We start from the raw sequence: 25,880 nt of genomic DNA, 5'->3' as shown, positions 1-25,880 counted from the left end.
GCAGGCCGAAGCTCACAGCGTCTTGATGAACTCGATCAGGGCGCGGCGCTCGTCTTCCTTCAGCTCCGGGCCGATCACGCCGAGGCGCTTCTCGTTCGAGAATTCGTGTCCGGAATTGCTGTTGCCGCGCTTGGCGGTGTCGAGCACGAAGGCGTTCTTGATGTTGTCCTTCCAGACATAGCCGAGATCCTTGGGATCATACTCCCGGTTGCCGAGATAGAAGGTCGCGGGACGATCCTTCACCGGCGACAACAGCGCGTAGATGGACGGCACCGAGCCGTTGTGCAGATAGGGCGGGGTCGCCCAGATGCCGTTGAGCGGCCGGACCTTGTAGGCGAGCGGCGCCTGGATCTCGTTCGGCCGGTAGCCGTTGATGCGCTTGCGGTCCTCCGGCGGGGTCTTGTTCTGGTCGTACCAATAGTCGACGGTCTTCTCGACCAGTTCGCCGAGCGCGGGGCCGAAACCGCCGTCCTTGATGTTCAGATTGGCCGGCGTCTCGACCGTGCGGTGTGCGAGGCCTTCGGCCTGCGCGCTGTCGGTGCCGATATGGCTGATCGGAATCATCTCGACGTCGAGCAGCGGCTGGCCGGCGTCGTTCTTGATCCAGCGCTTCTTGTCCTTGAACAGCGCAAAGGCTTCGCTGGCGGGCAGCGCCTTGCTGTCGATCGCCGGGCCATGGCAGCCCTGGCAGTGCGTCTTGTAGAGCTCGCCGCCCTTCTTCGCGAGATCCATGTTGATCTGCCCCAGGATATTCTCCGGCCATTTCGGCGAGGCCAGGCCGCCAAAGCCCTTGTCCTCGCTGGGCGGCTCGCCGGCGATCATCCGCTCCATCTCGTGCAGCACGTCGATCCGCGCGCTCGATTTGAACAGGCCCCTGGACTCGTCGAGCAGATTGAGTTCGGCGCTGACGCCGAGCGCTTCACCGGCATTGCGCACCATCGGCTGCATGATCGAGCCGTCATACTGCACCCAGCTGAACCACGGCGCGTTCCAGATCCGCGGGAAATGCACCGGTGCCGAATGTGCGGCGTAGTTGTTCGGATTGTTCAGGTCGATCGAGAACACCTGGTTGCCGATCCGGTTCAGCGCGTCGAGCCGCGCATAGCCTTCCTCGACGCTGTTGGCGGCGACCTTGGTCTCCAATGCATTGATGTTGGCGTATTGCTTCAGCACGAGATCGAGCTGGCCGCGCAGCGCCATGCGCTCGTCGAGGCCGGCATCCTTGCCGAGGATCTCGTCGGCGAAGCGCGCGAAGCGGCCCGGCCAGAACCGGGTCAGCAGCAGCGAGACGCCGACGCTCTTCTGGAACTCGAACAGATTGGTGTTGGCGGGCCCGCCGTCGATCACGACCTCGGTGCCGCGATAGCTGAAGCTTCCGGTATGGCAGGCGGAGCAGGTCAGCCCGACCCCGTTCATATCGGCCTTGCTGTGCGGGTTGCGCCACGGTGCGCCGTTGGCGTCCGCCATCGGACCACCCCGCGCAAAGCCGATCGGCAGCGCATCGGGGCTACCCGGAATCACGGTGTCGGGAATAAAGCCGAAGCGGCTGAGATAATTGGTCTCGCTGAGCCGCGGTGCCGCAGTGAGCAGCGGCCAGACCGTCGGCTGTTCCAGCGCCATGAACCACTCGAGGGGAATGCCGAAAGTCCGCGTGCCCTGGTCGGCGTGGTAGAACCAGCGCAGCCGTTCGGCGCTGACGTTCTGATCCAGCCACACGGTCTTTGCCGGCGGCTGGTAGTCGACGACCTTGACGCGGAAGCCGCTCACGACCGTCTCGATATCGTCCTTGAGGTAGAGGACGCCGGCGACAATCAGCAGCCCGATGAAGAAGATCGTCTTGCGAGGCATGCCCCATTCCCCAATTCGCGGTACCCGCGCGTCATATTGATGAGATATTAAAAATCGCCGAAACAGGTTCGCGTTAAGCGTGTGATACGCTTTGTGCCATCCTACAGTGGCGGCTCTCGGTCTAACAACGGAAATGTTGCAAGGGAAACGTTGGTTGGATGTGAGCCAGTTCACTTGCGGCGGGTTCTCCTCGGCGGCATTTGCGCGCATGGCTGCCTGCAGCTAGGAATGACGGAGCAACAATTCTTCGAGATGTCATCTTGAACGCGTCAGGCGCTCAACCGCTGTCGATCATGGCCTCGGGCGACACCTCGGTGTCCGCACTGCTGCTGCGCCCGGCGCAGGCGCGTGCGGCCTATGTGTTCGCGCATGGCGCCGGCGCCGGCATGACCCATGCTTCGATGGAGACGATTGCGGTCGGCCTCGCCGAGCGCGGCATCGCGACCTTGCGCTATCAGTTTCCCTATATGGAGAAGGGCAGCAAGCGGCCCGATCCGCCCGCCGTCGCGCAGGCGACGGTGCGTGCCGCGGTGGCGGAGGCCGCGCGGCGTTGCGGCGAACTGCCGCTGTTCGCCGGCGGCAAATCGTTCGGCGGACGCATGACCTCGCAGGCGCAGGCCAAAGCCCCGCTCGAAGGCGTGCGCGGGCTGGTGTTCCTCGGCTTTCCCCTGCATCCCGCCGGCAAGCCGTCGAGCGAGCGGGCCAAACATCTCACCGAGGTCAAGGTCCCCTTGCTGTTCCTGCAGGGCACGCGCGATGCGCTGGCCGAGCTCGACCTGCTCGAGCCCGTGGTGAAGGGGCTCGGCGCGCGGGCGACGCTGCATCTGGTGCAGGAGGCGGATCACTCCTTCCATGTCCTCAAACGCTCCGGCCGCAACGACAGCGAGGTGATGGCCGAGGTGCTCGATGGCTTCGCGGCCTGGGTCGCGAAGCATTCGTAAGCAGGCATGGCGTTCCGCCTGTGACGCCGTCCCGGATTGCGCTTTGCTGCATCCGGGCTACTAATCTCCATCCATGACCAAGATCCTGATCGTCAATCCCAACACCACCGCGTCCATGACCGCGACGATCGCGACCGCCGCCCGGGCGGTTGCTGCTGATGGCACCGAGATCATGGCCGTCACGTCGTCGATGGGACCCGCCTCGATCGAGGGCTTCTACGACGAGGCGTTTGCCGTTCCCGGGCTGATCGACGCGCTGCTGAAGACACCCGACGCCGATGCCGGCATCGTCGCCTGCTTCGACGACACCGGGCTCGATGCCGCGCGGTCGGCGGCGCGCTATCCGGTGGTCGGCATCTGCGAAGCGGCGCTGGTCACGGCCGGACAGATCGCCAAGCGCATCGGCATCGTCACCACGCTGCCGCGGTCGATCGTGCCGCTCGAGGAACTGGTCCGCCGCTACGGCTTTGCCGACCGCGCCACGGTCACCGCCTGCGATGTCGCGGTGCTCGATCTCGAGAAGCCGGGCTCGGGCGCCAGGCCGAAGCTGGAGGCGGAGATCGCCCGCGCATTGGAGAAGGGCGCTGAGGCCATCGTGCTCGGCTGCGCCGGCATGGCCGATCTCGCGCACGAGCTGTCGGTACAATTCGGCGTGCCTGTGGTCGACGGCGTCGCAGCCGCCGTGAAGCAGGCGGAAGCGCTCGCCGGCCTCAAGCTGACGACGTCGCGCCGCGGTGCCTATGCTTCGCCTGCGGCCAAGGCCTATTCCGGACTCTTAGGGAAGTTCGCGCCGCCGTCAGCCTGAAGCCGCACCGCCGTAGATCCGATCGCGCAGACGGCGCATGCCGGACAGCCAGCGCTCGCGGTTGGTGGCTTTGCGCTGCATGTATTCCTGCACCTGGGGATGCGAGAGAATCAGGAAGCGTTCCTCGGCCATCGCCTCGATCACCATCCGCGCCACTTCGCCGGGCTGCAGCACGCCGTCGACGCGCGCCGCGCTCGGGCCCGGCGTGGTCATCCCGGTCTGCACCGATTGCGGGCACAGCACGGAGACGCGAATGCCTCGATCGCCATACTGGATGGCGAGATGTTCTGCGAGCGCGACCGCGGCATTCTTGGTCACGCCGTAAGGCATCGAGTTCAGCGAGGCCAGCAGCCCCGCGGCGGATGCGGTGTTAAGCAGATACCCGGAGCCGCGCGCGAGCATGCCGGGCACCAGTGCGCGCGCCGCGAACACGTGGCTCATCACATGCACCCGCCAGCTCACGTCCCAGTCGGCATCGGAGGCTGCCTCCTGTCCCTTGCGCGACAGCCCGGCATTGGAGAAGAACACGTCGACCGGGCCATATTTGTCCTCGGCCGCGGCGATCAGCGCCTTGACGTCCTCCTCGAGCCCGACATCGGCGGTGACCGCGAGCCCGTCGATGTCGCCGGCGACGCTGGCGAGCCGGTCGCGCGAGGTCTTGAGATCGGCGACCACGACGCCGCGCGCGCCGGCCTCTGCATAGGCCCGCGCCACCGCTTCACCGATTCCGCTTGCGCCGCCGGTGACGACGCAGACCTTGTTCTTGACTTGCATGGTTCGATGTTCCCGCTTGATGTCGTGCTCGGATTGTCAGCCCTGATAGAGCCCCTTGTCACGCGCCTTCTGGATCGCGAGCGCGGCCATCAGGTCGAGCATCGGGGTCGGAATCCCAGCCGCGCGGGCAAACGCCGCCGGGGCGCGCACCAGCACATCGATCTCCATGGCGCGGCCGAGCTCGTAGTCCTGCAGGATAGACGGCTTGTGGTCCGGCGCCGGCCCCGAGCGGGCGACGCGCTTGACCGCGGCAATGTAGTGCGTCGCCACCGCATTGGCCTCGTCGAGCAGGCGCGGGATCACGTCCTGCACGTCAGGATCGTCGCGAACGCCGCGCGCGGTCCGCCCGGTCAACAGGCAGAGCACCGACATCGACATGTTTGTCAGCAGTTTCGACCAGATCGTCTCGCGGATCTCCTTGACCTCGGGCGATTCGATCGCTGCGTCATTGAGCGCCGCACGAAAGATGGCGATGCGCTCGCTCCGGCGGTCGTCGCATTCGCCGATCAGGAGGCGGTTGCGATCCGGCGTCAGGTTCGCCACTACCCCGGGCGCAATCACCTCATTGGAGGAGAAGATCACGCCGCCGATGATCCGCTGTTTCGGGATCGCGCCGCGCAAGCGCCCGCCGGGATCGAGGAAGCCGAGATCGGGAAGCGCGGGATGCTGCGGCGGCAGGCCGAGATCGTACCACCAGGGAATGCCGTTTTGCGCGAACACGATCGCGGTATCGCGTCCAAGCAGCGGCGGCAGCCCGGTTGCGAGCGCGGCGATGCCGGTCGCCTTCAGCGTGCTGATGACGACGTCCTGCGGCCCCAGATCGGCAGGATCGGCCGACGCCTTCACCTGAGCGGTCACGCTGGTGTCGCCAACCGTCAACGTCAAGCCGTTGGCTTTGACCGCGTCGAGATGCGGCCCCCGCATCACGCAGGACACATCGTGGCCCGCGCGTGACAGCCGGACCGCAAAGTGGCTGCCGACGGCGCCTGCGCCGAAAATGCAAATGCGCATGGGTGGAACCAGTCCTTGCAACGTGCCGCGTCAGTTTCCACAAGCGCGGGCCATCGCGCAACCCGCCATGCATGCGACGCGGTCGCGCGCGCCCGAAAGTGATGGATCAAGCCATCGCCGCTCGCCATAGTGCAAGGTTAGTACAAGCCAAGAGCAATGCCGAACCAGGGAGAACGTCATGTCGGCCAGCCCAGTCCTGTGGAGCCTCGATGCGCGCGGGGTCGCAACCGTCACGCTGAACCGGCCCGAGGTCAACAATGCCTATGACGGCGCGCTGATCGCCGGCGTGCTGGCCGCGATCGACGACCTCTCGACCAAGCCGGTGCGCGTCGTGGTGCTGAACGGCAACGGCAAGCATTTCCAGGCCGGCGCCGACCTGAAATGGATCAACGGCGTGCGGCCGAAATCATCTGAGGAGAACGAGGCCGCGTCGCGCGCCACCTTCGAGGCGGTGCAGCGCCTCAACACGCTGCCGGTCCCGACCGTCGCGCTGGTGCAGGGCGGCTGCTTCGGCGGCGGCACCGGCGTGATCGCGGCCTGCGATATCGTGATCGCGGCCGACAATGCGCTGTTCTCGATCACCGAGGTGCGCTGGGGCCTGACGGCTGCGATCATCATCCCGCAGCTCTGCGACGCCATCGGCGTGCGCCAGGTGCGCCGTTACGCACTGACCGGCGAACGGTTCGGCGCCCAGGACGCGCGGCGCATCGGCCTCGTTCACGAGGTGGTGCCATTGGCCGATCTCGAAAGTGCGGGCGCCAAGGTCGTGGAGCAGCTGCTCGGCAATGCCCCGGATGCGATGGCGGAGACCAAGAAGCTCGCGATGGAAAGCTCGTTCGGCGGCATGGCGGTGGACGACGCGGCCTACAAGCGCCTCGTCCACCTGCATTCGGTCAAGCGGCAGACCGCCGAGGCAGCCGAAGGGCTTGCCTCCTTTGCCGAGAAGCGCGCGGGCCGCTGGGGCGGCGGCGGGGCGTAAGCCCGGCCGCTCAGCTCAACAGCCGCGGCAGATGCCACGCATGCTGCGATAGACCTCTTCGTCGTCGCGGCGCATCTGCTGCAGCTGATCGAACGTCTTCGATTCGCTCGACTGGGTGATCGGCGGCTCGGGCTTGCGCTTGGCCGCCAGCTCCTGCTCCTGGCGGCGGTAGCAGGCCTCGCGCTCCGCCTTGGCCTCGATGAACCGGCAGGTCTCGATCGCCGCGGCGGGCGTCGCGACAATGATGAGACCAAGCGACACTGGCACCAGGAGTTTCAAGCGGGCGATCCTTTGCGTCGTTGTCTCAGGTCGGCGTGCAGGGGGCAAGACTGCCGACGCGTCAAAGCGATTGCGCCAGCGACTTTTTCAATGTCTTCAGCAGCGCTTGCACCGCGGCGGCATTGATGCGGCGCTCGGGAACGGCGGCCTTCACCCACAGTTCCGGGATCGGAAACTCGGCGAGGATCGGCTGCAACGCGCCATCGCGCAACGCGTCGGCGACCAGATAATGCGACAGCAGCGCGATGCCGTTGCCGGCGATCGCGCTTTGGGTCAGCACGCGGCCCTCGTTCGACGAGAGAATCGGGCGGACCTGGATATTGATGCGGCCGCGCGGCCCCTCGAACGGCCATTCCGGTCCGGTCGGCAGGAAGCTGAGGCAGCGATGATCGACCAGGTCGCGTGGATGCTTCGGCGTGCCGTGCTTCTTCAGATAGGTTGACGACGCGCACAACAGCCGCGGCAGCCGGCACAGCGGCTCGTCGACGACACCGCCGAAGGAATGCGGGAAGGCGCCGATCGCGATGTCGAAACCTTCGGTCACCGGATCGACCGGGCGGTCGATCATCACGATCTCGAGCTTTACGCTTCTGTTCTGTTTCTGGAACGCCGTGAAGGCATCGGCAAGCCGCGCCACCGTCAGCGAGGTCGGCGCCTTGACGCGCAGATGATCGGTGAGATCGCGCTGCTTCTCGCCCATCCGCGACAAGAGATCGCCGACATCGGCAACCACGCCGCGGGCGCGATGGACATATCGCTGCCCGGCCTCGGTCAGTCGCAACTGGCGGGTCGAGCGGTGGAACAGCGCGGTGCCGATCCGCTCCTCGAGCTGGGTGACGCGCTTGGCGACGACCGACGTCGCGACGTTGAGCTTGCGCGCCGCGGCGGAGAAGCCGCCGGCGTCGGCGGTGGCGAGGAAGGCTTCGAGGTTGACCAGCGTATCCATCCGCGCTTCCCAACAGCCTTTCTCGATTCGAGAAAGCTGATTACATAATTTGGTAGATTGTACTGCAATCCGCATCAATTCATAGTTGGCCCAATCAACTTTGTTCAGGGCGGAAATGATGCTGATGAGCACGATCGAAGAGCCTGCGCGGCAGGTCCCCCTCTATGGCGAGTATGACGTGGTGGTGCTCGGCGGCGGTCCGGCCGGCATCGCGGCGGCGGTCGGCGCGGCGCGCGCCGGACGGCGGACGCTGCTGATCGAGCGCTACGGCTTTCTCGGCGGCATGGGCACCGCGGCGGGCGTCACGAACTTCTGCGGGCTGCACGCCAACATCTTCGGCGAGATGCACCGGGTGGTGCAGGGCATCGCCTCCGACCTCTTGGCGCGGATCGACCGGCTCGGCGGCTTGAACCCGCCGCATCTGATCCTCGGCAAGATCCTTGCGCAGGCCTACGACACCGCGGCCTACAAGATCGCGGCCGACGATCTGCTGACGCATCACAAGGTCGATATCCTGTTCCACGCGCTCGGCGCCGGCGTCGTGATGGATGGTGCGCACATCCGCGCGCTGATGGTGGAGACCAAGGCCGGCCGGCAGGCCGTGCGCGCCGGCATCTTCATCGACTGCTCCGGCGACGGCGATCTCGCGGTATGGGCCGGCGCGCCCTATGAGGTCGGCGACAACCAGGGCGGCATGCTCTACCCCTCGATGATGTTCCGCCTCAACGGCATCGATCCGGCGAAAGCCGGCGATGCGTGGCGGACGATCCCGGAGCGGATGGCACAGGCCGAGGCCGCCGGCACGCATCAATTCCCGCGCAAGTCGGCGATCGTGCGGCCGCAGAAATCGCAGATCGAATGGCGGGTGAATTTCACGCAGGTGACACGAAGCGACGGCGGCGCCATCTCAGGTATCGATCCCGATGACATGACGCGCGGCGAGATCGAGGGCCGCCGTCAGGCAGTCGAGGCCTTCAAGTTCCTGCGCACGGTGCCCGGCTTCGAGAATTCCTACATCGTCGATCTGCCGCCGCAGCTCGGCATCCGCGAGACGCGGCGCGTGATCGGCGGCTACGTGCTGTCCGGCGAGGACGTGCTGGGCTGCGCCTCGTTCGAGGATTCGATCGGCGTCAATGGCTGGCCGAAGGAATCGCATGTGCCGGGCGACGTGATCTTCGAGTTTCCGCCGATCCCGGAGAGCCGCGGCTACAACGAATTGCCGTACCGCATGCTGGTGCCCGACGGCGTCGACAATCTCCTGGTCGCCGGCCGCTGCGCCTCGATGACCCATGAGGGACAATCGGCGGCGCGCGTCTCCGGTGCCTGTTTCGTGATGGGCGAGGCGGCGGGAACCGCGGCGGCGCTGGCGCTGTCGGGCAATACGATTCCGCGCGACATTTCCGTCGAAAAGTTGCAACAACAGCTTGGCAAACAGGGCGCGTTCATCGGCCGCGATCAGGCCGTGCCCGAAGGATTATGAGTGGAGACGGCAATGAAGGGTTGGGCGCGGCTCGCACTCGCGGGTCTGCTGGTGTGGGCTGCGAGCGGCATCGCGCGGGCCGATGATCTCTTGAAGGCCAAGATCGGCGTGTTGCGGCTGTCGTCTTCGGCGCCGGTGTTCATCGCGCAGGACAAGGGCTATTTCCGCGACGCCGGCCTCGATGTCGAGCTGAAGTTCTTCGACGCGGCGCAGCCGATCGCGGTCGCGACCGCCTCAGGCGACGTCGATTTCGGCGTCACCGCCGTCACCGCAGGCCTCTACAATCTCGCCGGCAAGGGCACGCTGAAGGTGATCGGCGGCATGAGCCGCGAGAAGGCCGGCTATCCCCTGATCGGCTATTTCGCCAGCAACAACGCCTATGCGGCCGGCCTCAAGACCCCCAAGGATCTTGCCGGCAAGCGCGTCGCGGTGACCCAGGTCGGCTCCAGCTTCCATTATTCGCTCGGCCTGCTCGCTGACAAATACGGCTTCAAGCTGTCCGACGTGAAGATCGTGCCGCTGCAATCGCTGTCGAACGCCGCCGCGGCGCTGAAGGGCGAAACCGTCGACGCCGCGCTGCTGCCGGTCTCGACCGCGCGGACGCTGATCGATGCCAACGGCGCGAAGCTGTTGGGCTGGGTCGGCGACGAGACGCCGTGGCAGCTCGGGGCGATCTTCGCCTCGCCGAAGACGCTGACCAATGCACAGCTGGTGACGAAGCTGCTCACCGCGCTGACCCGCGCCGACCACGAATATCACGACGTGATCCTGACCGCGATCAAGGATGGCGTGGCACCGATCAACGACAAGACAAAACCGCTGCTCGAGATCATCGCCAAGTACACCAACCTGCCGGTCGCGCAGGTGGTCGGCAACTGCGCCTATATCGATCCCGACGGCAAGCTCGACGTGAAGAACGTCGACAACCAGATCAAATGGCTGCAAGGGCAGGGTTTCGTCGACAAGGGCTTTGACGCCGGCGCAATCATCGCCAAGGATTATGTGAAGGCGGATTGATGTCGGGCGGCGCGCACAACTCGATCATCGTCACCCCCGCGCAAAGGCTTCGCCTTTGTCGCTGGAGGAGCGCGCACCTGCGCGCGTCGCGAAGGGTCGACGGCCCGGCTGCATCCGGGCCGTACATCCTTCGAGACGCGCTTCGCGCTCCTCAGGATGACGGTTTGGCAGTGAGGCTGTAACGCCATGGACCTGATCGCCGACCATATCAGCCATCGCTTCGGCGCGCTCGACGTGCTCGACGATGTCTCCTTCACGGTTCGCGCCGGCGAGATCGTTGCGATCGTCGGTCCGTCCGGCTGCGGCAAGAGCACGCTGCTGTCGATCCTTGGCGGCCTGCTGCGGCCGAGCAGCGGCGCCGCCGAATTGCGCGGCGCGCCGCCGGCCGGCAGCCTCAATCCGCTGACCTTCGTGTTCCAGGATTTTGCGTTGCTGCCGTGGAACACGGTCGAGGAGAACGTGGCGTTTCCGCTGCTGCACACCGCCTTGAGCGCCGGCGAGCGCCGCGCCGTGATCGACGACGCGCTGCGCCGCACGGGCTTGACGGATTTCCGCGCGGCTTACCCGAAGCAGTTGTCCGGCGGCATGCGCCAGCGCGTCGGCATCGCGCGGGCGCTCGCGGTTCGCCCGGCGATCCTGTTGATGGACGAGCCGCTGTCGGCGCTGGATTCGCAGACCCGCGAGCTCTTGATGGAGGATTTCGTCGGCCTGCTCGCCGACGGTGCGATGGGCGCGGTCTATGTCACGCATAACCTCGAGGAAGCGGTGCGGCTCGCCGACCGCGTCGTGGTGCTGTCGCGTCGCCCGGGCCGCATCAGGGAGATCGTGACCATCCCGATGACGCGCGCCGAGCGCGGCGCGGCGGACGCGCGCGCGCCCATGGCAGCGCTGCAGGGAGAGTTGTGGTCGCTGATCCGGAAGGAAGCGATCGATGCCGAGCGCGAGGTCCAGCATGCTTGACCGCTCCCCGCAGCAGACGGAGGACCAATCGGCGGAAGCGCCGCGGCCGGTCGCGTTTCGGGGTGCGGGCTTCACCCCGGGCGGCAGCCGCTCTGCCGGCTGGATCGCGCTCGCGCTTGTCATCACGGTCTGGCAGCTTGCCGGCAGCGCAGGGTGGGTCAATGCGCTGTTCCTGCCGGCACCGTCGGCGATCGTGGTTGCGATCTACAAGCTCGCGATGTCGGGGGCGCTGTGGCAGCACCTCTCGTGGTCGATCATGCGGATCGGCACCGGCTGGATCATCGGCACCGTTGCCGGCGTCATTGTCGGCTTCGCGATCGGGCTGTCCACCATGGCGCGCGGCGTCGGCATCACCTTCATCTCGGCGCTGTTTCCGATTCCGAAGATCGCGCTGCTGCCGCTGCTCATCCTGTGGCTCGGGATCGGCGAGGAGCCGAAGATCGCGACCATTGCGCTCGGCGTGTTCTTCTCGACCGCGATCTCGGTCTATAGCGGCGTCGATGCGGTGCCGCGCAACCTGATCCGGATGGCGCAAAGCTTCAACGTGCCGTTCCACGCCATCGTACGCCGCGTGATCTGGCCGGGCGCGCTGCCCTCGGTCCTCGCCGGCTTCCGTATCACTTCGTCGGTTGCGCTGCTGCTCGTTGTCAGCGCCGAGATGATCGGCGCCCAATACGGCATCGGCGCCTTCGTGCTGCAAGCCGGCAATCTGATGCAGACCGATCAGCTGCTCGCCGGCGTCGTGATCCTGTCGCTGTTCGGGCTCGTGGTCGGGAAGCTGATTAACCTGCTCGAGACGCGGCTGCTGCACTGGCGGTGAAAGCCGCGCTGTTCGCCGCACCCAAGGTGTCGTCCCGGCGAAGGCCGGGACCCATGACCACAGGGTGTCGTTGTTAGAGGAGGCTGGAGCCCCAGCGCGTTCAACCAATCGAGAATGGCGGCAATGGATCCCGGCCTTCGCCGGGACGACAGCACTACACTTTGCTGTGCCTGTTACGCGTTGCCGCGATCTTCGCGGAACAAGTCAAGCTTCTGCTGCACGGGACGATCCGAGAACGAGAACAGCACGGAGTCGGCGTCGGCCTCGTGGGTGACCCAATGCCAGCTCGGCACCACGAACAAATCGCGCGGTCCCCACTCGAAGGTCTGGTCGCCGACGCGCGTGCGGCCACGGCCCTCGATCGCCGCGAACACGGTGGCGTCGGTTGAACGATAGCGCGCGGTCTTGAAGCCCTTCGGCAGCAGCTGGATGAAGGTGCCGATGGTCGGCATCGCGAAATCGCCGGTCTCGGGATTGGAGAATTTCAGCTTCAGCCCATGGCAGGCGTCCCACTCGTCGCTGGCCTTGGCCTTCTCCAGCGCCTCGCGGGTGTATTCATAGGGGTAGTTGAAGATCGGCGAGGTCTTCGAGGTCCGCTTCTGGTCGATCGGCAGCAGATTGTGGCCGTAGCGCGCGAAGCTGGCGCCCGATGGCTTGGAGATCGACTGCTGATCCTCCTTGGCGCCTTCGGCAAACGAGCAGTCGAAGAACTGCACCATCGGGATGTCGAGCCCATCGAGCCAGAACATCGGCTCATTGGTTTCGTTGGAATGGTCGTGCCAGGTCATCGACGGCGTGATGACGAAATCGCCCGGCGACATCGCGGTGCGCTCGCCGTCAACCGCAGTGAAGGCGCCCTTGCCTTCGAGCACGAAACGCAGCGCGGACTGGGCATGGCGATGGGCGGGGGCGATGTCGCCCGGCACCACCATCTGCACGCCGGCAAACAGCGAGGTCGTGATCTTGGATTGGCCGCGCAGTCCGGGATTTTCCAGCACCAGCACGCGGCGCTCGGCTTCCTTGGCCGTGATCAGTTTGCCAGCCTCGTTCATGTAGTCGCGGATTTGGTCGAACTTCCACAGATGCGGGCGGCAGGCGCTCTTCGGCTCCGGCGTGATCAGATCGTTCATCACGTTCCACAGCGCCGAGAGGTTCTGGCCGTCGATCTTCTTGTAGAACGCCTCGCGCTCGGGGGTCTTCTGCACAGCTTCCATGGCAAGCCTCCCATCATCATTCTTGTCGGTTCAATTAATTGACAGTATACTCACAATATGGCTAGCGTCAATCAAACAAGCCATAGTGTTTTCGGGCGAAGCGGATACCGCTTCGCGTGAGCAGCCAGAAAAATGCAAGGGAGGTTCCGATGAAGCTGCATGGCTATTTCCGGAGCAGCGCGTCCTACCGGGTCCGGATCGCTCTCAATCTGAAGGGGCTGACGCCGGAGCATCTGCCGCATCATCTGCGCAAGGGCGAGCAATGCGCGCCGGCCTATCTCGCGATCAATCCGCAGGGGCTGGTGCCGACGCTGGAGAGCGACGCCGGCGCGATCCTCACCCAGTCGCTCGCGATCATCGAATGGCTCGACGAGACCAATCCCAATCCGCCGCTGTTGCCGCAGGATCCGCTGCGGCGCGCCAAGGTGCGCGCGTTCGCGCAGGCGATCGCCTGCGACACCCACCCGGTGCAGAATTTGAAAGTGCTGGCGCGGCTGCGCAAGCTCGGCCTGCCCGAGGAGCAGGTGACGGAATGGGCGGCCTGGGCCAATCGCGAAGGCCTGGCCGCCTGCGAAACCCTGATCGCTGAGGAGGCCGGGCCGTTCTGCTTCGGCGATGCGCCGACGCTCGCCGATCTCTGCCTGGTGCCGCAGCTCGCCAATGCGCGGCGCTTCGGTGTCGACCTGTCACGCTATCCGCGCCTGCTCAAGGCCGAAGCGGCCGCGAAACAAGTCAAGGCGTTCGCCGACGCCGCCCCGGACAAGCAGCCCGATGCCGAATAGCAAGCCAACGCCCGTCACCATGGACGCGGTCTATACCGCGCCCGGCTATCTGTTCCGGCGGATGCAGCAGATCGCGGTCGCGCTGTTCATCGAGGAATGCAAGGCGTTTGACCTGACGCCGGTGCAGTACGCCGCGCTGGTCACGATCTCGACCCATCCCGGCATCGACGCCACAAGGCTCTCGGCGGTGATCGCATTCGACCGCTCCACGCTCGGCAACGTGATCGAGCGGCTCGAGACCAAGGAATTCATCGTGCGCAAACCGGCGCCCGAGGACAAGCGAGTCAAGCTGCTTTACCTCACCAAGGCCGGTGCTTCCGTGCTCAACGACATCATGCCTTCGGTCGACAAGGCGCAGGCGCGGATGCTGCAGCCGCTGAAGCCGGCCGATCGCAAGACGCTGCTCTCGCTCCTGACCCAACTCGTCGACCTCAACAACGAGGCGTCGCGGGTGCCATTGCGCGCCGAGGATGCGCTCGAACATCTCGGGAGGTCGGGCTGATGGCGGAGGGCAAGCCGGTCCTGATCGCGGGCGGCGGCATCGGCGGTCTCGCCATAGCGCTCGGCCTCGCGCAAAAGGGCATCCGCTCCATCCTGCTGGAGAAGGCCTCAGCGCTCGGCGAGATCGGCGCCGGCATCCAGCTCGGGCCGAACGCGTTCCACGCCTTCGACTATCTCGGCGTCGGCGAAGCGGCGCGCAACATGGCTGTTTATATCGACCAGCTGCGGCTGATGGATGCGCTGACCGCCGATGAGATCACCCATATCGATCTCGGCGACGCCTTTCGCAGGCGGTTCGGCAATCCCTATGCCGTCGTGCATCGCGGCGACCTGCATGGCGTGTTCCTGCGCGCCTGCCAGAACCACGAGCTGATCGAGCTGCGCGTGTCCAGCGAGGTGACAGGCTACGAGCAGGATGGCTCGTCGGTGACCGCAAAGCTTGCCAATGGCGAGCGCATCGCCGGGCGTCTTTTGATCGGCGCCGACGGGTTGTGGTCCAACATCCGCAAGCAGGTGACGGCGGATGGCCCGCCGCGCGTCTCCGGTCACACCACGTATCGCTCCGTGATCCCGACCGAGCAGATGCCGGAGGATCTGCGCTGGAACGCGGCGACGCTGTGGGCCGGCCCGAAATGCCACATCGTGCATTATCCGCTGTCGGGCTGGAAGGTGTTCAACCTCGTCGTCACCTATCACAACGATGCGCCGGAGCCGGTTGCGGGCAAGCCGGTCTCTGAAGCGGAGGTGATGAAGGGCTTCACCCACGTCCATGAGCGAGCGCAGAACATCATCCGGCACGGCACCAACTGGAAGCTCTGGGTGCTGTGCGATCGCGACCCCACCGAGCGCTGGATCGATGGCCGCGTCGTGCTGCTCGGCGACGCCGCGCATCCGATGCTGCAATATTTTGCGCAGGGCGCCTGCCAGGCGATGGAGGACGCGGTGTGCCTGTCGCACATGCTGGCCAGTCACGACGACCAGGCGACGGCGCTCGACGCGTATCGCAGCCAGCGGTTCCCGCGCACCGCGCGGGTGCAATTGATGTCACGCGCGATCGGCGAGCACGTCTACCACCCCGCCGGCGAGCACGCCCGCATCCGCAACGCGATCATGAGCGCGAAGTCGCAAGCCGAGTGGTGCGACGATATCGCGTGGCTCTATGGCGGGACGGGGCTGGGGGCGTAGCTGCCGGTGGTCGACGTACGCGACGCGATCGCCGCGTTCTCTGTCGTCCCGGCGAAGGCCGGGACCCATAGCCACCGAAGGGCGTTGTCATGGCAGGCTGGAGCCCCAGCCTTCGCACCACAAACACTTGTGGTTATGGGTCCCGGCCTCCGCCGGGACGACATCGAATTTGTGGCGACGGTGCGCTCTACATCCGCATCACCGCCTGCCGGTCGATCTTCCCCGTTCCGGTCTTCGGCAACTCGTCGATGAACTTGACCTCGCGCGGATATTTGTAGGGCAAAAGCTTCGTCTTGACGTAATCCTGCAACCGCCGCGCCGCCTCATCGGTGTCGAAGCCGGCCCTGTTCATCACCACCACCGCCCGCAGCGTCATGCGTCGGTCGGGCAATTCGGCGGCGTAGACGGCGCATTCGCGGACGTCGGGATGATCGGCGAGGCACAGCTCGACCTCCAACGGATAGACCCACTGGCCGGAGATCTTGACGAGATCGTCGGCGCGGCCGCGGAAGAAGTGGAAGCCGTCGCTGTCGCGCACGAAGCGATCGCCGGTGTAGATCCAGCCGTCCTCGCGCACGGTCTCGGCGGTCTTGTCCGGCCTGTTCCAGTACAGCGGCGTCGCGGAATCGCCGCGCACCCACAAAATGCCTTCCTCATTGTCGCCGACCTCGCGGCCGGCGCTGTCGCGCAGCATGATCTCGTAGCCGGGCACGCGCAGGCCCGCGGCGCCGAGCTTCTTCTGCTCCGTGCGGTTGCTGAGATAGACGTGCAGCACCTCGGTCGAGCCGAGCCCTTCGATGATCTCGAGCCCGGTGAGCCGCTTCCAGCCGTTGAACACGTCGGCCGACAGCACCTCGGCGGCCGAGACCGCCATCCGCAGCGAGGAGAAATCGGCTTGCTCGGCGCCTTCGGCCTTGGTCAGGGTGATGTAGAGCGTCGGCAGGCCGAAGAACACGGTCGGGCGATACTGGGCGATCGCCGCGAAGATCGCGGCCGGCTTGGGCTGGCCCGGCAGCAGCAGCGTCGCGGCGCCGACCGAGAAGGGAAACGTGATCGAATTGCCGAAGCCGTAGGCGAAGAAGATCTTCGGCACCGAGAAGCAGATGTCGCCGGGCTGAAGCTTCAGCACGTTGCGGGCGAACGCGAGCTCGCTATAGGCCATGTCGTGCTGCAGATGCACGATGCCCTTGGGGCGGCCGGTCGAGCCCGACGAATACATCCAGAACGCCATCTCGTTGCGATGGGTGTCGGCCGCGTCAAGCTCGGTGGGAAACGTATGCAGCCAGCCGCCGGCGTTACGCGTCTCCGCGACGGCATGCCCGGCGCCCGTGCCATTGACCACGACCAGCGTGCGCAGCGGCGTGTCCTTGCAGGCCTCGGCGTTGAAGCGCGAGCAGAACTCGGCATCGGTGACGGCGACCTGCGCACCGGCGTCGGACAGATAGAATTGCAGCAGCTCCGGCGTCGTCAGCGTGTTGATGAGCAGCGGCACGAAGCCGGCGCGCACCGCGCCGAAGAACGCCGCCGGATAGGCCGGTGTGTCGTCGAGGAACAGCAAGACGCGGTCGCCGCGCTGCAGTCCAAGTGACACCAAAGCGTGGCCCCAGCGGGCGGCATCGGCACAGAGCTCGCGATAGGTTCGCGTGCCGGCCGGACCGGTCAGCGCCAGGCGTTCGGCATTCCCGTTGCCGAGATTGTCGAACAGGATGCGGCTCGCATTGTAGCGCTCGGGAAGCGCGAAGCCGATCTCGCGCGAACCGGGACTGTCCAGCGGAACCTGGTCGGCGATCCCGGTCATGAGCGTCCTTTTGCTGCTTCGTAACGGGCCATGAAGGCGGGCGACATCGCGCGCAACCGCGCGTCGTCGATCCGGCCGGAGCGGGTGATGTAGCTGTAGGCGAAATCCATCAGGTCGTGCTTCATATGCGCCGGGAAATGCTCGTACCAGTCGGCGCTGGTCCGCGCCGCGGTGACGAGCTTCTTCACGATCGGCTTGCGCTCGCTCTCGTAGCGGGCAAGCGCAGCGGCGATGCCGCCCTCGGCCTCGAGCGCCTTGGTCAGCGCGATCGCATCCTCGATTGCCAGCCGCGTGCCGGAGCCGATCGAGAAATGCGCGGAATGCAGCGCGTCACCGATCAGCACCATGTTGCCGTGCGACCAGCGCTCGTTCCAGATCCACGGGAAATTGCGCCACACCGATTTGTTCGAGATCAGTCTGTGACCGTCCAGGGTCGCGGCGAACGCGTCTTCGCAGATCGCCTGCGACTCCTCGATCGTCTTGTCGGCGAAGCCGTAGGCTTCCCAGGTTGCCGCGTCGCACTCGACCAGGAAGGTGCTCATGTCCTTCGCGTAGCGATAGTGATGGGCGTTGAAGCTGCCGCGGTCGGTTGCGACAAAGGTCTGCGACAGCGTCGCGAAGGGTTTGGTGGTGCCGTACCAGGCGAACTTGTTGGTCGAATGCGTGACTGACGCGCCGAACGCGGCCTCATCACCACGGCGAACCATCGAGTTCAGCCCGTCGGCAGCGACGATCAGGTCGTAATCCCTGAGCTGGTCGACCGATTGCACCACGGTGTCGAAGCGCGGCGTGACGCCCGTGCTGCGCACGCGCTGCTGCAGGATCGTCAGCAGCGCCAGCCGGCCGATCGAGGAGAACCCGACGCCGTCGATCTCGACGCTCTCGCCGCGCAGATTGAGCGTGATGTTCTTCCAGCTCTCCATCCTTGGGGTGATGGCGTCGACCGTCTCAGGGTCGTCGGCGCGCAGAAACTCCAGCGCCTGCTCGGAGAACACCACGCCGAAGCCCCAGGTGGCGCCGGCTGCGTTCTGCTCGAACAGATCGATCTCGGCGTCAGGATGACGCTTCTTCCAGAGATAGGCGAAATAGAGCCCGCCGGGCCCTCCGCCGATCACGGCGATCCGCAACGTCTGCCTCCCAGATTGACAGTGTACTTACAATTCGGGTCCAGCCTAATCGCCCTCCGGCAGGAACGCCAGAGGGAAAATGCGCGCGGCGGCTAGAAGCCCGGCGGCGAGCGGCTCAGTAGCAGCGGCGGACCTTGACCCCGCCGACCCATACCCAGCGGCAGCCGGCAACCACGGGCTTGCGGACGACGACCGCGCCGCGCGTGCTCGCGCATCCGGCACGATAGGGGCCGCGCCCGCACACGACGGCGTTGGCATCGGAGGACTCGAAGGTCATGGTCGCGGCAAAGGACAGCAGGGCCGCAGCGATCAGCAATAATGAGCGCATGTTATTCCCTCTCCCGGAGTGAGGTTGGTTGGCCTGTTTGTGACAACAAGGTGCTGCGGCTCCGTGCCCGGCAAATCGCCGGACACCCGTCGTCTCACCGCCTGCGCGGCTATTTCTTCTCCGCCTCCGCCAGCACCTTCTTGCAGGCCGGCGTCAGCTTGTCGCTCTGCTTGGCAAGGCAGGCGATGATGCGCCCGCCGCCCGGCGTCACGCTCTTGCAGAACTTCTGGTAATCCCCCATGCAGGCGTCGCGTTGCGCAGACGTGAGCTCCTGGGCGTAGACGACGGCGGTTGTGCCGCAAAGCAGCGCGACGGTCAGGACAAGACGCAGCATCGATCGCTCCCTTTTTCCGATCAGTCGCGTGACAACAGGATCACCGCGCCGCGAACGGCGCGAGCACGTCGCGGCACGCCGGCGAGAGCGAGCCGGCATTGGTCGCCAGGCATTGCACGATCCGGCCGCCGCCCGGCTGCACGCCGCCGCAGATCGAGCGGACGTCGCCCCCGCAGGCCGAACGCAGCACGAACAGCTCTTCACGCGGCCGCAGCGGCCGCAACACGATCACCGCCGGAGCCGCGGCCGGTGCTGCCGCAGTCGCGGCACCCGCCGCCGGCGCGGCGCCACCGCCGGCCACGGCCTTCTCGCAGGCCGGCGAGAGCTTGTCCTTGTTCTTCTCCAGGCACTGCAGTGCCGGCGCACCGCCGGTCGGCACGCCGGCGCAGACCTTGGGATAATCCGAGCGGCACGCGCTGCGGATCGCGGAGATCTGCGCGTTGCTTGGCTTTCCTGCCGCGGCCTTCGGCGTCGCCGTCTCCGCGGGCTTGGCCGCCGTCGCCGCCGGAGCCGCGTCGGACTTGGCTGCTGCGGGCGCAGCGCTTGGAGCTTCCACCGCCTTCACGGCGCTGGCGCAGCCGGGCGCAAGGCTTGCCATGTTCTTCTGCAGGCATTGCAGTGACGCTTCGCCGCCGGGCGGCACGCTGGAGCAGTGCGCGATGTAATCGTTGCGGCATTGCGACTTGATGGCGTCGCGCTGCGCCTGGCTCGGCGCCTGCGACAAGGCCGGCGCGGTGCTCATCAATGCCGCAAGCGCGAGCCATGCGGAGAGCCTCGTTGCACGTGTCAACGCGTTGATCATTTGAATAAATCCTCTGGTCGCGCCGGCAGCCTCCGGCTCAACTGAACTGAGTCTGAAATAGTTTTGCTCTAACAACCTTCGCGAGCGGCATCATTTTCGCTTTCGAGTTCCGCTGCAAGCGGATTGTTGCTATGGAAGGGGCCGGCTGAATTTTTTGCTCGCTTCGATATCTTTGAATTAAGTCATTTGAATTGAGGCTCGGAAATGAGGCATGCGCGCGCGTCGGCACATTTCAGTCAGAGCGATTTTGTGCGGCTGCGAAATGCGCCGCTTCTGCGCATCGCCTTCGCCATAGCCGCCCTTGTCAGTTTAAGTGCCTGCGAGCAAAACAGTTTTGTTGCGCCGCCGCCGCCCAAGGTCGAAGTCGCGCCGCCGGTGCAGCGCGCGATCACGCGCTATCTGGACGCAACCGGAAACACCGCGCCGATCAAGACCGTCGATCTGGTCGCGCGCGTGCAGGGCTTTCTGCAGGCGATCAACTACCAGGACGGCACTTTCGTGAAGGAGGGGGCCTCCCTTTTCACGATCGAGCCGGAGACCTACAAGCTGAAGCTGGAGCAGGCACAGGCTGCGGAGGTCGGCGCACAGGCAACGGTGAAGCAGGCCGAGTCCGATTACAAGCGGCAGCAGGATCTGGTGCAGCGCCAGGCGGTCTCGCAGGCGACGCTGGAAAACTCGACCTCGACGCGGGACAACGCCCAGGCCAATCTGCAGCAGGCCCAGGTCAACACCAAGATCGCCGCGGTCAATTACGGCTACACCAATGTGGCCGCGCCGTTCGACGGCATCGTCAGCAACCATCTGGTCTCGGTCGGCGAACTGGTCGGCGTGGCCTCGCCCACCCAGCTTGCCACCATCGTGCAGCTCGATCCGATCTACGTGAATTTCAACGTCAACGAACAGGACGTGCAGCGGGTGCGGGACGAGGCGCGCCGCCTCGGCATGACGGTCAACGACATCAGGCAGTTGCCGGTCGAGGTCGGCCTGCAGACCGAAGCCGGCTATCCGCACAAGGGCAAGCTCGATTACGTCGCGCCGACCGTCAATCAGTCGACCGGAACGCTTCCCGTCCGTGGCTTGATACCCAATCCGGATCGCGTGCTGCTGCCGGGGTTCTATGTCCGCGTTCGCGTGCCCTTCACCAAGCAGGAGAACGCGCTGCTGGTGCCCGACGTCGCGATCGGCAGCGACCAGGCCGGCCGCTACGTGCTGGTCGTCAATGCCGACAATGTGGTCGAGCAGCGCAAGGTGACGACCGGCCCGCTCGACGAGGGGCTGCGCGTCATCGAGAGCGGGCTGAAGGCCGACGACCGCGTCGTGACCGCCGGATTGTTGCGCGCGATCCCGGGGCAGAAGGTCGATCCGCAGATGCAGAAGGGCGACGCGACGCCGGCACCGACCAAGTGAGGGGCGCGCCATGATCTCGAAATTCTTCATCGAGCGGCCGGTGCTTTCCAACGTCATCGCGATCCTGATGATCCTGATCGGCGGCGTCGCGCTGTTCAATCTTGCGGTCGCGCAATATCCCGATGTGGTGCCGCCGACCGTCCAGGTGACGACGCGCTATCCCGGAGCGTCGGCAAAAACCGTGATCGACACCGTGGCGCTGCCGATCGAGCAGCAGGTCAACGGCGTCGAGGACATGCTCTACATGCAGTCCTACAGCGGCGCCGACGGCACCTACACGCTGACGGTGACCTTCAAGATCGGCACTGACCTGAACTTCGCGCAGGTGCTGGTGCAGAACCGCGTCTCCTCGGCACTGTCGCAGCTGCCGACCGCGGTGCAGAACCAGGGCGTCACGGTGCAGAAAAAGTCTACCTCGATCCTGCTGTTCGTGACCCTGACTTCGCCGAACAAGACCTACGACAGCCTGTTCCTGTCGAATTATGCCACCATCAACATTCGCGACGAGCTGTCGCGTCTGCCCGGTGTCGGCAACGTCACGGTGTTCGGCGCCGGGCAGTATTCGATGCGGGTGTGGCTCGATCCGAACAAGCTGCAGGCGCGCGGGCTGATGCCGCAGGACGTCATCCAGGCGATCCAGCAGCAGAGCCAGCAGGTCACCGCGGGCCAGGTCGGCGCGCCGCCCGCGCCGCAGGGGCAGGCGTTCCAGTACACGCTGAACGTCAACGGCCGGCTCGACGATGCGAGCCAGTTCGAGAACATCATCGTCAAGACCGGCAATGTCGGCGACGTCATCCGCGTCCGCGATCTCGGTTCGGTCGAGCTCGGCGCGCAGACCTACAGCCAGGTGTTCTCGCTCAACCAGAAGCCGGCCACCGGCATCGGCGTGTTCCTCTCGCCGGGCGCCAACGCGCTGCAGGTCGAGAAGGAAGTGCAGAAGAAGGTGGCGCAGCTCGCCAAGCAGTTCCCGCAGGACATCAAATACGACACGCCGTTCGACACCACCAAGTTCGTCCAGGCCTCGATCGACGAGGTCTATCGGACGCTGATCGAGGCCGGCCTGCTGGTGCTGGTCGTGATCCTGGTGTTCCTGCAGGACTGGCGGGCGATGCTGGTGCCCGCGACCACGGTGCCGGTCACCATCATCGGCGCGTTCGCGGCGATGGCCGCGCTCGGCTTCACCATCAATCTCTCGACGCTGTTTGCGATCGTGCTGGCGATCGGCATCGTGGTCGACGACGCCATCGTGGTGGTCGAAGGCGCCGCGCACAATATCGAGCGCGGCATGTCCGGGCACGATGCCGCGATCAAGGCGATGGACGAATTGTTCGCGCCGATCGTCGGCATCACGCTGGTGCTGATCTCGGTGTTCCTGCCGGCGGCCTTCCTGCCGGGGCTGACCGGCCGGATGTATGCGCAATTCGCCCTGGTGATTGCGGCGACCGCGCTGCTCAGCGCCGTCAATGCCGCGACCTTGAAGCCGACGCAATGCGCGCTATGGCTGCGCCCGCCGGTGCCGCCAGAGCAGCGCAATTTCTTCTACCGCGGCTTCAATGCGGTCTATGACCGGGTGGAGCGGGGCTACACCCGGATCATCGGCGGCATTGCCGGCCACGCCAAGGCCTCGGTCCTGGTCGCGCTGGTCCTGATCGGAATTGCCGGCTACGGGCTGTCGCGGGTGCCGACCGGCTTCATTCCGATCGAGGACCAGGGCTACCTGCTGGCCGCGGTGCAGCTGCCCGACGGCGCCGCGATCGATCGCACCCAGCGGGTGCTCGATCAGGTCACCGAGATCGCCCGCAAGACACCTGGCGTCGAGCAGGTGGTCACGATCGCCGGCATCTCCGCGCTCGACAACTCGTCGAGCCTCGCCAATGCCGGCGTCGCCTATGTGATCCTGAAGGATTGGGGCTCGCGCGGCCCCGGCGAGGATCTGCGCTCGCTGGTCTATGGCCTCAACGACAAGCTTGCGGTGATTCCGGAGGCGCGGATCCTGGTGATCCCGCCGCCGCCGATCCAGGGCATCGGCAATGCCGCCGGCTTTGCCATGCAGGTGCAGCTCCGTGACGGCAACGCCGATTACGGCAAGCTGCAGGCGGTGACCGGCGCCGTCGTCGGCAATGCGCAGACCCAAACTGCGCTGCAACGGGTGCAGTCGTCGTTCCGCTCGATGGTGCCGCAGTTCGACGTCCAGGTCGACCGCGTCAAGACCGAGACGCTGCACGTCACCACCGACCAGATCTTCTCGACGTTGTCGTCCTATCTCGGCGCGAGCTACGTCAACCAGTTCACCAAGTTCGGCCGCACCTTCCAGGTCTACACCCAGGCCGATGCGCAATACCGCCTGACCCTGCGCGACATCCAGAACATGATGGTGCGCAACAGCAATGGCGACATGGTCCCGCTCGGCACCGTGGCGAACATCACCCCGTCGGTCGGGCCGTCGCTGATCAGCCTCTATAACCTCTATCCGTCCGCGACCATCATCGGCCTGCCGTCGCAGGGCTACAGCTCCGGCCAGTCGATGACGCTGATGGAGGAGATCGCCGCCAAGACGCTGCCGCCCGGGACCGGCTATGAATGGACGGCGATGTCGTACCAGGAGAAGGAGGTCGGCAGTCAGATCTACTATGTTTTCGCGCTGGCGCTGCTGCTGGTCTATCTCGTGCTCGCCGGACAATATGAGAGCTGGTACGCGCCGATCTCGGTGATCCTGGCGGTGCCGCTGTCGCTGCTCGGGCCCATGCTGGTGCTGACGTCGCTTCGGATCGAGAACAATCTCTATACCCAGATCGGCACCATCCTCCTGATCGCGCTGTCGGCCAAGAACGCGATCCTGATCGTGGAGGTCGCGCTCGAGCATCACATCCGCGACGGCAAGCCGGTGCTGGAATCGGCGATCGATGCGGCCCGCGCCCGATTCCGGCCGATCCTGATGACGTCGTTCGCCTTCATCCTCGGCGTGCTGCCGCTGGTGATCGCGACCGGCGCCGGCGCCAACGCCCGCAAGTCGATCGGCATCACCGTGTTCTCCGGCATGATCGCCTCGACCTGCCTTGCGGTGCTGTTCGTGCCGGCGTTCTTCGTCGTGGTGCAGAGTTTCGAGAACTGGCGCAAGGCGAAGAAGGGCAAGACGGCCGCGCCGCAAGCCGCCCCGCAGGCGCCGGGCACGGTGCATTAGGGCCGTGCCGCGCAATCGAATCTCTCTCCGTATTCACGGTCGTCCTGGCGAAAGCCAGGATCCATTACCCCAACCGCTTGTTGTTGTGTGACGCTGGGGCCACTATCGCGCTCTCAATCGAACTCGGTGGTTATGGGTCCTGGCTTTCGCCAGGACGACGGCATGGCGAGGCCACTCACTACAACCCTCACACCGTCACCCCCGCGCAAAAGGCGAAGCCTTTGCGCGGGGATGACGGGTTTGAGAGCGCTTCCCGCTACACCTTCACCATGCGCTTGCCGCGGTTCTCGCCGGCGAGCAGGCCGATCAGCGCCTGCGGGGTGTTCTCGATGCCGTCGATGACGTCTTCCTGGACCTTGAGCTTGCCCGAGGAGACCCAGGATTGCAGGTCGGCGAGGGCGGCGTCGCGTTGGTCCATGTAGTCCATCACGATGAAGCCCTGCATGATGAGCCGCTTCACCACGATCAGGCCGGGCACGCCGCGCGGCCCGTGCGCGGAGGGCACGCCGTCATATTGCGAGATCGCGCCGCAACAGGCGATCCGGCCGCGGTTGTTCATCTGCGCCAAACAGGCTTCGAGGATGTCGCCGCCGACATTGTCGAAATAGACGTCGATGCCCTTGGGCGCCGCTGCGCGCAGCGCCTTGTAGGTGGCGCCGTCCTTGTAGTCGACCGCGGCGTCGAAGCCGAGCTCGGAGGTCAGCCAGTGGCACTTGTCCTTGCCGCCGGCGATGCCGACCACGCGGCAGCCCTTGATCTTGGCGATCTGGCCGACGATCGAGCCGACCGAGCCGGCGGCCGCCGACACCACCACGGTCTCGCCCTCCTTCGGCTTGCCGACATGGAGCAGGCCGAAATAGGCGGTCAGGCCGGCCACGCCGTAGACGCTGAGCAGATGGGTCATCGGCTCGAGCTTCGGCATCTTGGCCAGGTGCTTGGCGGGCACGGCGGCGTAGTCCTGCCAGCCGGTGTCGCCGAACACGATATCGCCCGGCTTCAGGCCGGGGTCGTTCGACGACACCACTTCGGCGATGCTGCCGCCTGCCATCACGGTGTTGGCCTCCACTGCGGCGCGGTAGGTGGCGCCGTGCATCCAGGCGCGGTTGGCGGCGTCGAGCGAGATGTAGCGCGTCCGCACCAGCGCCTCGCCGTCCTTCGGCGCGGGGACCGTGCCCTTGGTCAGGCGAAAATGCTCGGGGCCGAGCTTGCCGGTCGGCTTTTCAACAAGCAGGATCTGGCGATTGACGGTGTCGTTCATTGGCGGTGTCTCCCCTCACGTTGGTCGTTTCGCATGCAGTTTGACTGCGACGCGCGCAGCTCATTGCACAGATTGTGCGCTGCATGAACGCTAGTCCGCGCGC

At 65.7% G+C, this 25,880-nt stretch carries 24 protein-coding genes; 12 read left to right on the top strand and 12 right to left on the bottom strand.

The features are described from left to right. Positions 1 to 12 precede the first annotated feature (12 nt). A complete protein-coding gene (locus tag CO675_RS05380; protein WP_097671023.1) occupies positions 13 to 1,848 on the bottom strand; it encodes a c-type cytochrome in 1,836 nt (611 codons plus the stop codon). Between the two features lie 260 nt (positions 1,849 to 2,108). Here CO675_RS05380 and CO675_RS05375 point away from each other — a divergent pair, with 260 nt between their 5' ends. Together CO675_RS05375 and CO675_RS05370 are read left to right on the top strand one after the other, a co-directional pair. Further along, the gene (locus CO675_RS05375) at positions 2,109 to 2,789 is read left to right on the top strand and encodes an alpha/beta hydrolase family protein (protein WP_097671022.1); all 681 of its coding nucleotides are present in this window, start codon (positions 2,109 to 2,111) and stop codon (positions 2,787 to 2,789) included. 73 nt (positions 2,790 to 2,862) lie between these two features. Then, a complete protein-coding gene (locus CO675_RS05370) occupies positions 2,863 to 3,594 on the top strand; it encodes an aspartate/glutamate racemase family protein (protein ID WP_097671021.1) in 732 nt (243 codons plus the stop codon). On the opposite strand, the gene CO675_RS05365 is transcribed toward CO675_RS05370, so the two are convergent. Beyond that, the gene (locus CO675_RS05365; RefSeq protein ID WP_097671020.1) at positions 3,586 to 4,368 is read right to left on the bottom strand and encodes an SDR family oxidoreductase; all 783 of its coding nucleotides are present in this window, start codon (positions 4,366 to 4,368) and stop codon (positions 3,586 to 3,588) included. The genes CO675_RS05370 and CO675_RS05365 overlap by 9 nt on opposite strands. 36 nt (positions 4,369 to 4,404) lie before the next feature. Continuing rightward, positions 4,405 to 5,379, bottom strand: a complete 975-nt coding sequence (locus tag CO675_RS05360) for a ketopantoate reductase family protein (protein ID WP_097671019.1) — start codon at positions 5,377 to 5,379, stop codon at positions 4,405 to 4,407. A 178-nt stretch (positions 5,380 to 5,557) separates the two neighbouring features. On the opposite strand from CO675_RS05360, the gene CO675_RS05355 reads away from it, so the two are divergent. After that, on the top strand, positions 5,558 to 6,358 hold the full coding sequence (locus CO675_RS05355; RefSeq protein ID WP_097671018.1) for an enoyl-CoA hydratase-related protein: 801 nt from the start codon (positions 5,558 to 5,560) through the stop codon (positions 6,356 to 6,358). Between the two features lie 15 nt (positions 6,359 to 6,373). Here the strand turns inward: CO675_RS05355 and CO675_RS05350 are convergent, their stop codons facing one another. Together CO675_RS05350 and CO675_RS05345 are read right to left on the bottom strand one after the other, a co-directional pair. After that, entirely contained in the window at positions 6,374 to 6,637 is a 264-nt protein-coding gene (locus CO675_RS05350) for a hypothetical protein (RefSeq protein ID WP_245452644.1), read from the bottom strand. A gap of 61 nt (positions 6,638 to 6,698) precedes the next feature. Then, on the bottom strand, positions 6,699 to 7,583 hold the full coding sequence (locus tag CO675_RS05345; RefSeq protein ID WP_097671016.1) for a LysR family transcriptional regulator: 885 nt from the start codon (positions 7,581 to 7,583) through the stop codon (positions 6,699 to 6,701). Between the two features lie 118 nt (positions 7,584 to 7,701). On the opposite strand from CO675_RS05345, the gene CO675_RS05340 reads away from it, so the two are divergent. From CO675_RS05340 to CO675_RS05325, 4 genes are all read left to right on the top strand, one after another. Continuing rightward, positions 7,702 to 9,063 carry an FAD-dependent oxidoreductase gene (locus CO675_RS05340; protein WP_097671399.1) on the top strand — a complete coding sequence of 454 codons (1,362 nt, stop codon included), beginning with the start codon at positions 7,702 to 7,704 and terminating at the stop codon, positions 9,061 to 9,063. A gap of 12 nt (positions 9,064 to 9,075) precedes the next feature. Continuing rightward, positions 9,076 to 10,080: an ABC transporter substrate-binding protein gene (locus tag CO675_RS05335; RefSeq protein WP_097671015.1), complete on the top strand. Its 1,005-nt coding sequence runs from the start codon at positions 9,076 to 9,078 to the stop codon at positions 10,078 to 10,080. 186 nt (positions 10,081 to 10,266) lie between these two features. Further along, complete coding sequence (locus CO675_RS05330; RefSeq protein ID WP_097671014.1) at positions 10,267 to 11,040, top strand: ABC transporter ATP-binding protein; 774 nt, start codon at positions 10,267 to 10,269, stop codon at positions 11,038 to 11,040. Beyond that, on the top strand, positions 11,033 to 11,860 hold the full coding sequence (locus CO675_RS05325) for an ABC transporter permease (protein WP_198964494.1): 828 nt from the start codon (positions 11,033 to 11,035) through the stop codon (positions 11,858 to 11,860). The genes CO675_RS05330 and CO675_RS05325 overlap by 8 nt, the downstream gene beginning before the upstream one ends. A 173-nt stretch (positions 11,861 to 12,033) precedes the next feature. On the opposite strand, the gene gtdA is transcribed toward CO675_RS05325, so the two are convergent. Continuing rightward, positions 12,034 to 13,074 carry a gentisate 1,2-dioxygenase gene (gene gtdA / locus CO675_RS05320; RefSeq protein ID WP_097671011.1) on the bottom strand — a complete coding sequence of 347 codons (1,041 nt, stop codon included), beginning with the start codon at positions 13,072 to 13,074 and terminating at the stop codon, positions 12,034 to 12,036. A gap of 149 nt (positions 13,075 to 13,223) precedes the next feature. Here gtdA and maiA point away from each other — a divergent pair, with 149 nt between their 5' ends. Genes maiA through CO675_RS05305 form a run of 3 tightly spaced genes read left to right on the top strand, consistent with a single transcriptional unit; the run spans position 13,224 to position 15,542 of the window. Further along, on the top strand, positions 13,224 to 13,856 hold the full coding sequence (gene maiA, locus CO675_RS05315) for a maleylacetoacetate isomerase (protein ID WP_097671010.1): 633 nt from the start codon (positions 13,224 to 13,226) through the stop codon (positions 13,854 to 13,856). Beyond that, positions 13,846 to 14,358 (top strand): MarR family winged helix-turn-helix transcriptional regulator, encoded by a 513-nt coding sequence (locus tag CO675_RS05310; RefSeq protein WP_097671009.1) that lies wholly within the window; start codon positions 13,846 to 13,848, stop codon positions 14,356 to 14,358. Before maiA ends, CO675_RS05310 begins: the two co-directional genes overlap by 11 nt. Then, positions 14,358 to 15,542 (top strand): 3-hydroxybenzoate 6-monooxygenase, encoded by a 1,185-nt coding sequence (locus tag CO675_RS05305; protein WP_097671008.1) that lies wholly within the window; start codon positions 14,358 to 14,360, stop codon positions 15,540 to 15,542. Before CO675_RS05310 ends, CO675_RS05305 begins: the two co-directional genes overlap by 1 nt. Before the next feature lie 187 nt (positions 15,543 to 15,729). Here the strand turns inward: CO675_RS05305 and CO675_RS05300 are convergent, their stop codons facing one another. The 5 genes from CO675_RS05300 to CO675_RS05280 all read right to left on the bottom strand — a co-directional run bounded on the left by CO675_RS05300 (position 15,730) and on the right by CO675_RS05280 (position 19,931). After that, on the bottom strand, positions 15,730 to 17,340 hold the full coding sequence (locus CO675_RS05300; protein WP_097671007.1) for a benzoate-CoA ligase family protein: 1,611 nt from the start codon (positions 17,338 to 17,340) through the stop codon (positions 15,730 to 15,732). Then, a complete protein-coding gene (locus CO675_RS05295; protein ID WP_097671006.1) occupies positions 17,337 to 18,467 on the bottom strand; it encodes an FAD-dependent monooxygenase in 1,131 nt (376 codons plus the stop codon). The genes CO675_RS05300 and CO675_RS05295 overlap by 4 nt, the downstream gene beginning before the upstream one ends. Positions 18,468 to 18,582: 115 nt before the next feature. Continuing rightward, entirely contained in the window at positions 18,583 to 18,795 is a 213-nt protein-coding gene (locus CO675_RS05290) for a hypothetical protein (protein ID WP_097671005.1), read from the bottom strand. Between the two features lie 109 nt (positions 18,796 to 18,904). Beyond that, positions 18,905 to 19,129 (bottom strand): cysteine rich repeat-containing protein, encoded by a 225-nt coding sequence (locus CO675_RS05285; RefSeq protein ID WP_097671004.1) that lies wholly within the window; start codon positions 19,127 to 19,129, stop codon positions 18,905 to 18,907. A 40-nt stretch (positions 19,130 to 19,169) separates the two neighbouring features. Beyond that, the gene (locus CO675_RS05280) at positions 19,170 to 19,931 is read right to left on the bottom strand and encodes a cysteine rich repeat-containing protein (RefSeq protein WP_097671003.1); all 762 of its coding nucleotides are present in this window, start codon (positions 19,929 to 19,931) and stop codon (positions 19,170 to 19,172) included. 249 nt (positions 19,932 to 20,180) lie between these two features. On the opposite strand from CO675_RS05280, the gene CO675_RS05275 reads away from it, so the two are divergent. Together CO675_RS05275 and CO675_RS05270 are read left to right on the top strand one after the other, a co-directional pair. Next, positions 20,181 to 21,338 (top strand): efflux RND transporter periplasmic adaptor subunit, encoded by a 1,158-nt coding sequence (locus CO675_RS05275; protein WP_245452643.1) that lies wholly within the window; start codon positions 20,181 to 20,183, stop codon positions 21,336 to 21,338. 10 nt (positions 21,339 to 21,348) lie between these two features. Beyond that, a complete protein-coding gene (locus tag CO675_RS05270; RefSeq protein ID WP_097671001.1) occupies positions 21,349 to 24,519 on the top strand; it encodes an efflux RND transporter permease subunit in 3,171 nt (1,056 codons plus the stop codon). Positions 24,520 to 24,775: 256 nt separating this feature from the next. Here CO675_RS05270 and CO675_RS05265 read toward each other — a convergent pair whose 3' ends face one another. After that, positions 24,776 to 25,777 (bottom strand): NADP-dependent oxidoreductase, encoded by a 1,002-nt coding sequence (locus CO675_RS05265; RefSeq protein WP_097671000.1) that lies wholly within the window; start codon positions 25,775 to 25,777, stop codon positions 24,776 to 24,778. Positions 25,778 to 25,880: the final 103 nt, after the last annotated feature.

Origin of the sequence: Bradyrhizobium sp. C9 (assembly GCF_002532045.1) — a bacterium.
Taxonomy (GTDB): Bacteria; Pseudomonadota; Alphaproteobacteria; order Rhizobiales; family Xanthobacteraceae; genus Bradyrhizobium.
The sequence above is the reverse complement of the archived record's forward strand: the minus strand, read 5'-3'. Positions and strand labels throughout refer to the sequence as shown.

Coding starts and splice junctions, on each gene's coding strand:
- CO675_RS05380 (WP_097671023.1), bottom strand. CDS start 1,848: ATGCCTCGCAAGACGATCTTCTTCATCGGGCTGCTGATTGTCGCCGGC.
- CO675_RS05370 (WP_097671021.1), top strand. CDS start 2,863: ATGACCAAGATCCTGATCGTCAATCCCAACACCACCGCGTCCATGACC.
- CO675_RS05365 (WP_097671020.1), bottom strand. CDS start 4,368: ATGCAAGTCAAGAACAAGGTCTGCGTCGTCACCGGCGGCGCAAGCGGA.
- CO675_RS05360 (WP_097671019.1), bottom strand. CDS start 5,379: ATGCGCATTTGCATTTTCGGCGCAGGCGCCGTCGGCAGCCACTTTGCG.
- CO675_RS05355 (WP_097671018.1), top strand. CDS start 5,558: ATGTCGGCCAGCCCAGTCCTGTGGAGCCTCGATGCGCGCGGGGTCGCA.
- CO675_RS05345 (WP_097671016.1), bottom strand. CDS start 7,583: ATGGATACGCTGGTCAACCTCGAAGCCTTCCTCGCCACCGCCGACGCC.
- CO675_RS05340 (WP_097671399.1), top strand. CDS start 7,702: ATGCTGATGAGCACGATCGAAGAGCCTGCGCGGCAGGTCCCCCTCTAT.
- CO675_RS05335 (WP_097671015.1), top strand. CDS start 9,076: ATGAAGGGTTGGGCGCGGCTCGCACTCGCGGGTCTGCTGGTGTGGGCT.
- CO675_RS05330 (WP_097671014.1), top strand. CDS start 10,267: ATGGACCTGATCGCCGACCATATCAGCCATCGCTTCGGCGCGCTCGAC.
- CO675_RS05325 (WP_198964494.1), top strand. CDS start 11,033: ATGCTTGACCGCTCCCCGCAGCAGACGGAGGACCAATCGGCGGAAGCG.
- gtdA (WP_097671011.1), bottom strand. CDS start 13,074: ATGGAAGCTGTGCAGAAGACCCCCGAGCGCGAGGCGTTCTACAAGAAG.
- maiA (WP_097671010.1), top strand. CDS start 13,224: ATGAAGCTGCATGGCTATTTCCGGAGCAGCGCGTCCTACCGGGTCCGG.
- CO675_RS05310 (WP_097671009.1), top strand. CDS start 13,846: ATGCCGAATAGCAAGCCAACGCCCGTCACCATGGACGCGGTCTATACC.
- CO675_RS05305 (WP_097671008.1), top strand. CDS start 14,358: ATGGCGGAGGGCAAGCCGGTCCTGATCGCGGGCGGCGGCATCGGCGGT.
- CO675_RS05300 (WP_097671007.1), bottom strand. CDS start 17,340: ATGACCGGGATCGCCGACCAGGTTCCGCTGGACAGTCCCGGTTCGCGC.
- CO675_RS05290 (WP_097671005.1), bottom strand. CDS start 18,795: ATGCGCTCATTATTGCTGATCGCTGCGGCCCTGCTGTCCTTTGCCGCG.
- CO675_RS05285 (WP_097671004.1), bottom strand. CDS start 19,129: ATGCTGCGTCTTGTCCTGACCGTCGCGCTGCTTTGCGGCACAACCGCC.
- CO675_RS05280 (WP_097671003.1), bottom strand. CDS start 19,931: ATGATCAACGCGTTGACACGTGCAACGAGGCTCTCCGCATGGCTCGCG.
- CO675_RS05270 (WP_097671001.1), top strand. CDS start 21,349: ATGATCTCGAAATTCTTCATCGAGCGGCCGGTGCTTTCCAACGTCATC.
- CO675_RS05265 (WP_097671000.1), bottom strand. CDS start 25,777: ATGAACGACACCGTCAATCGCCAGATCCTGCTTGTTGAAAAGCCGACC.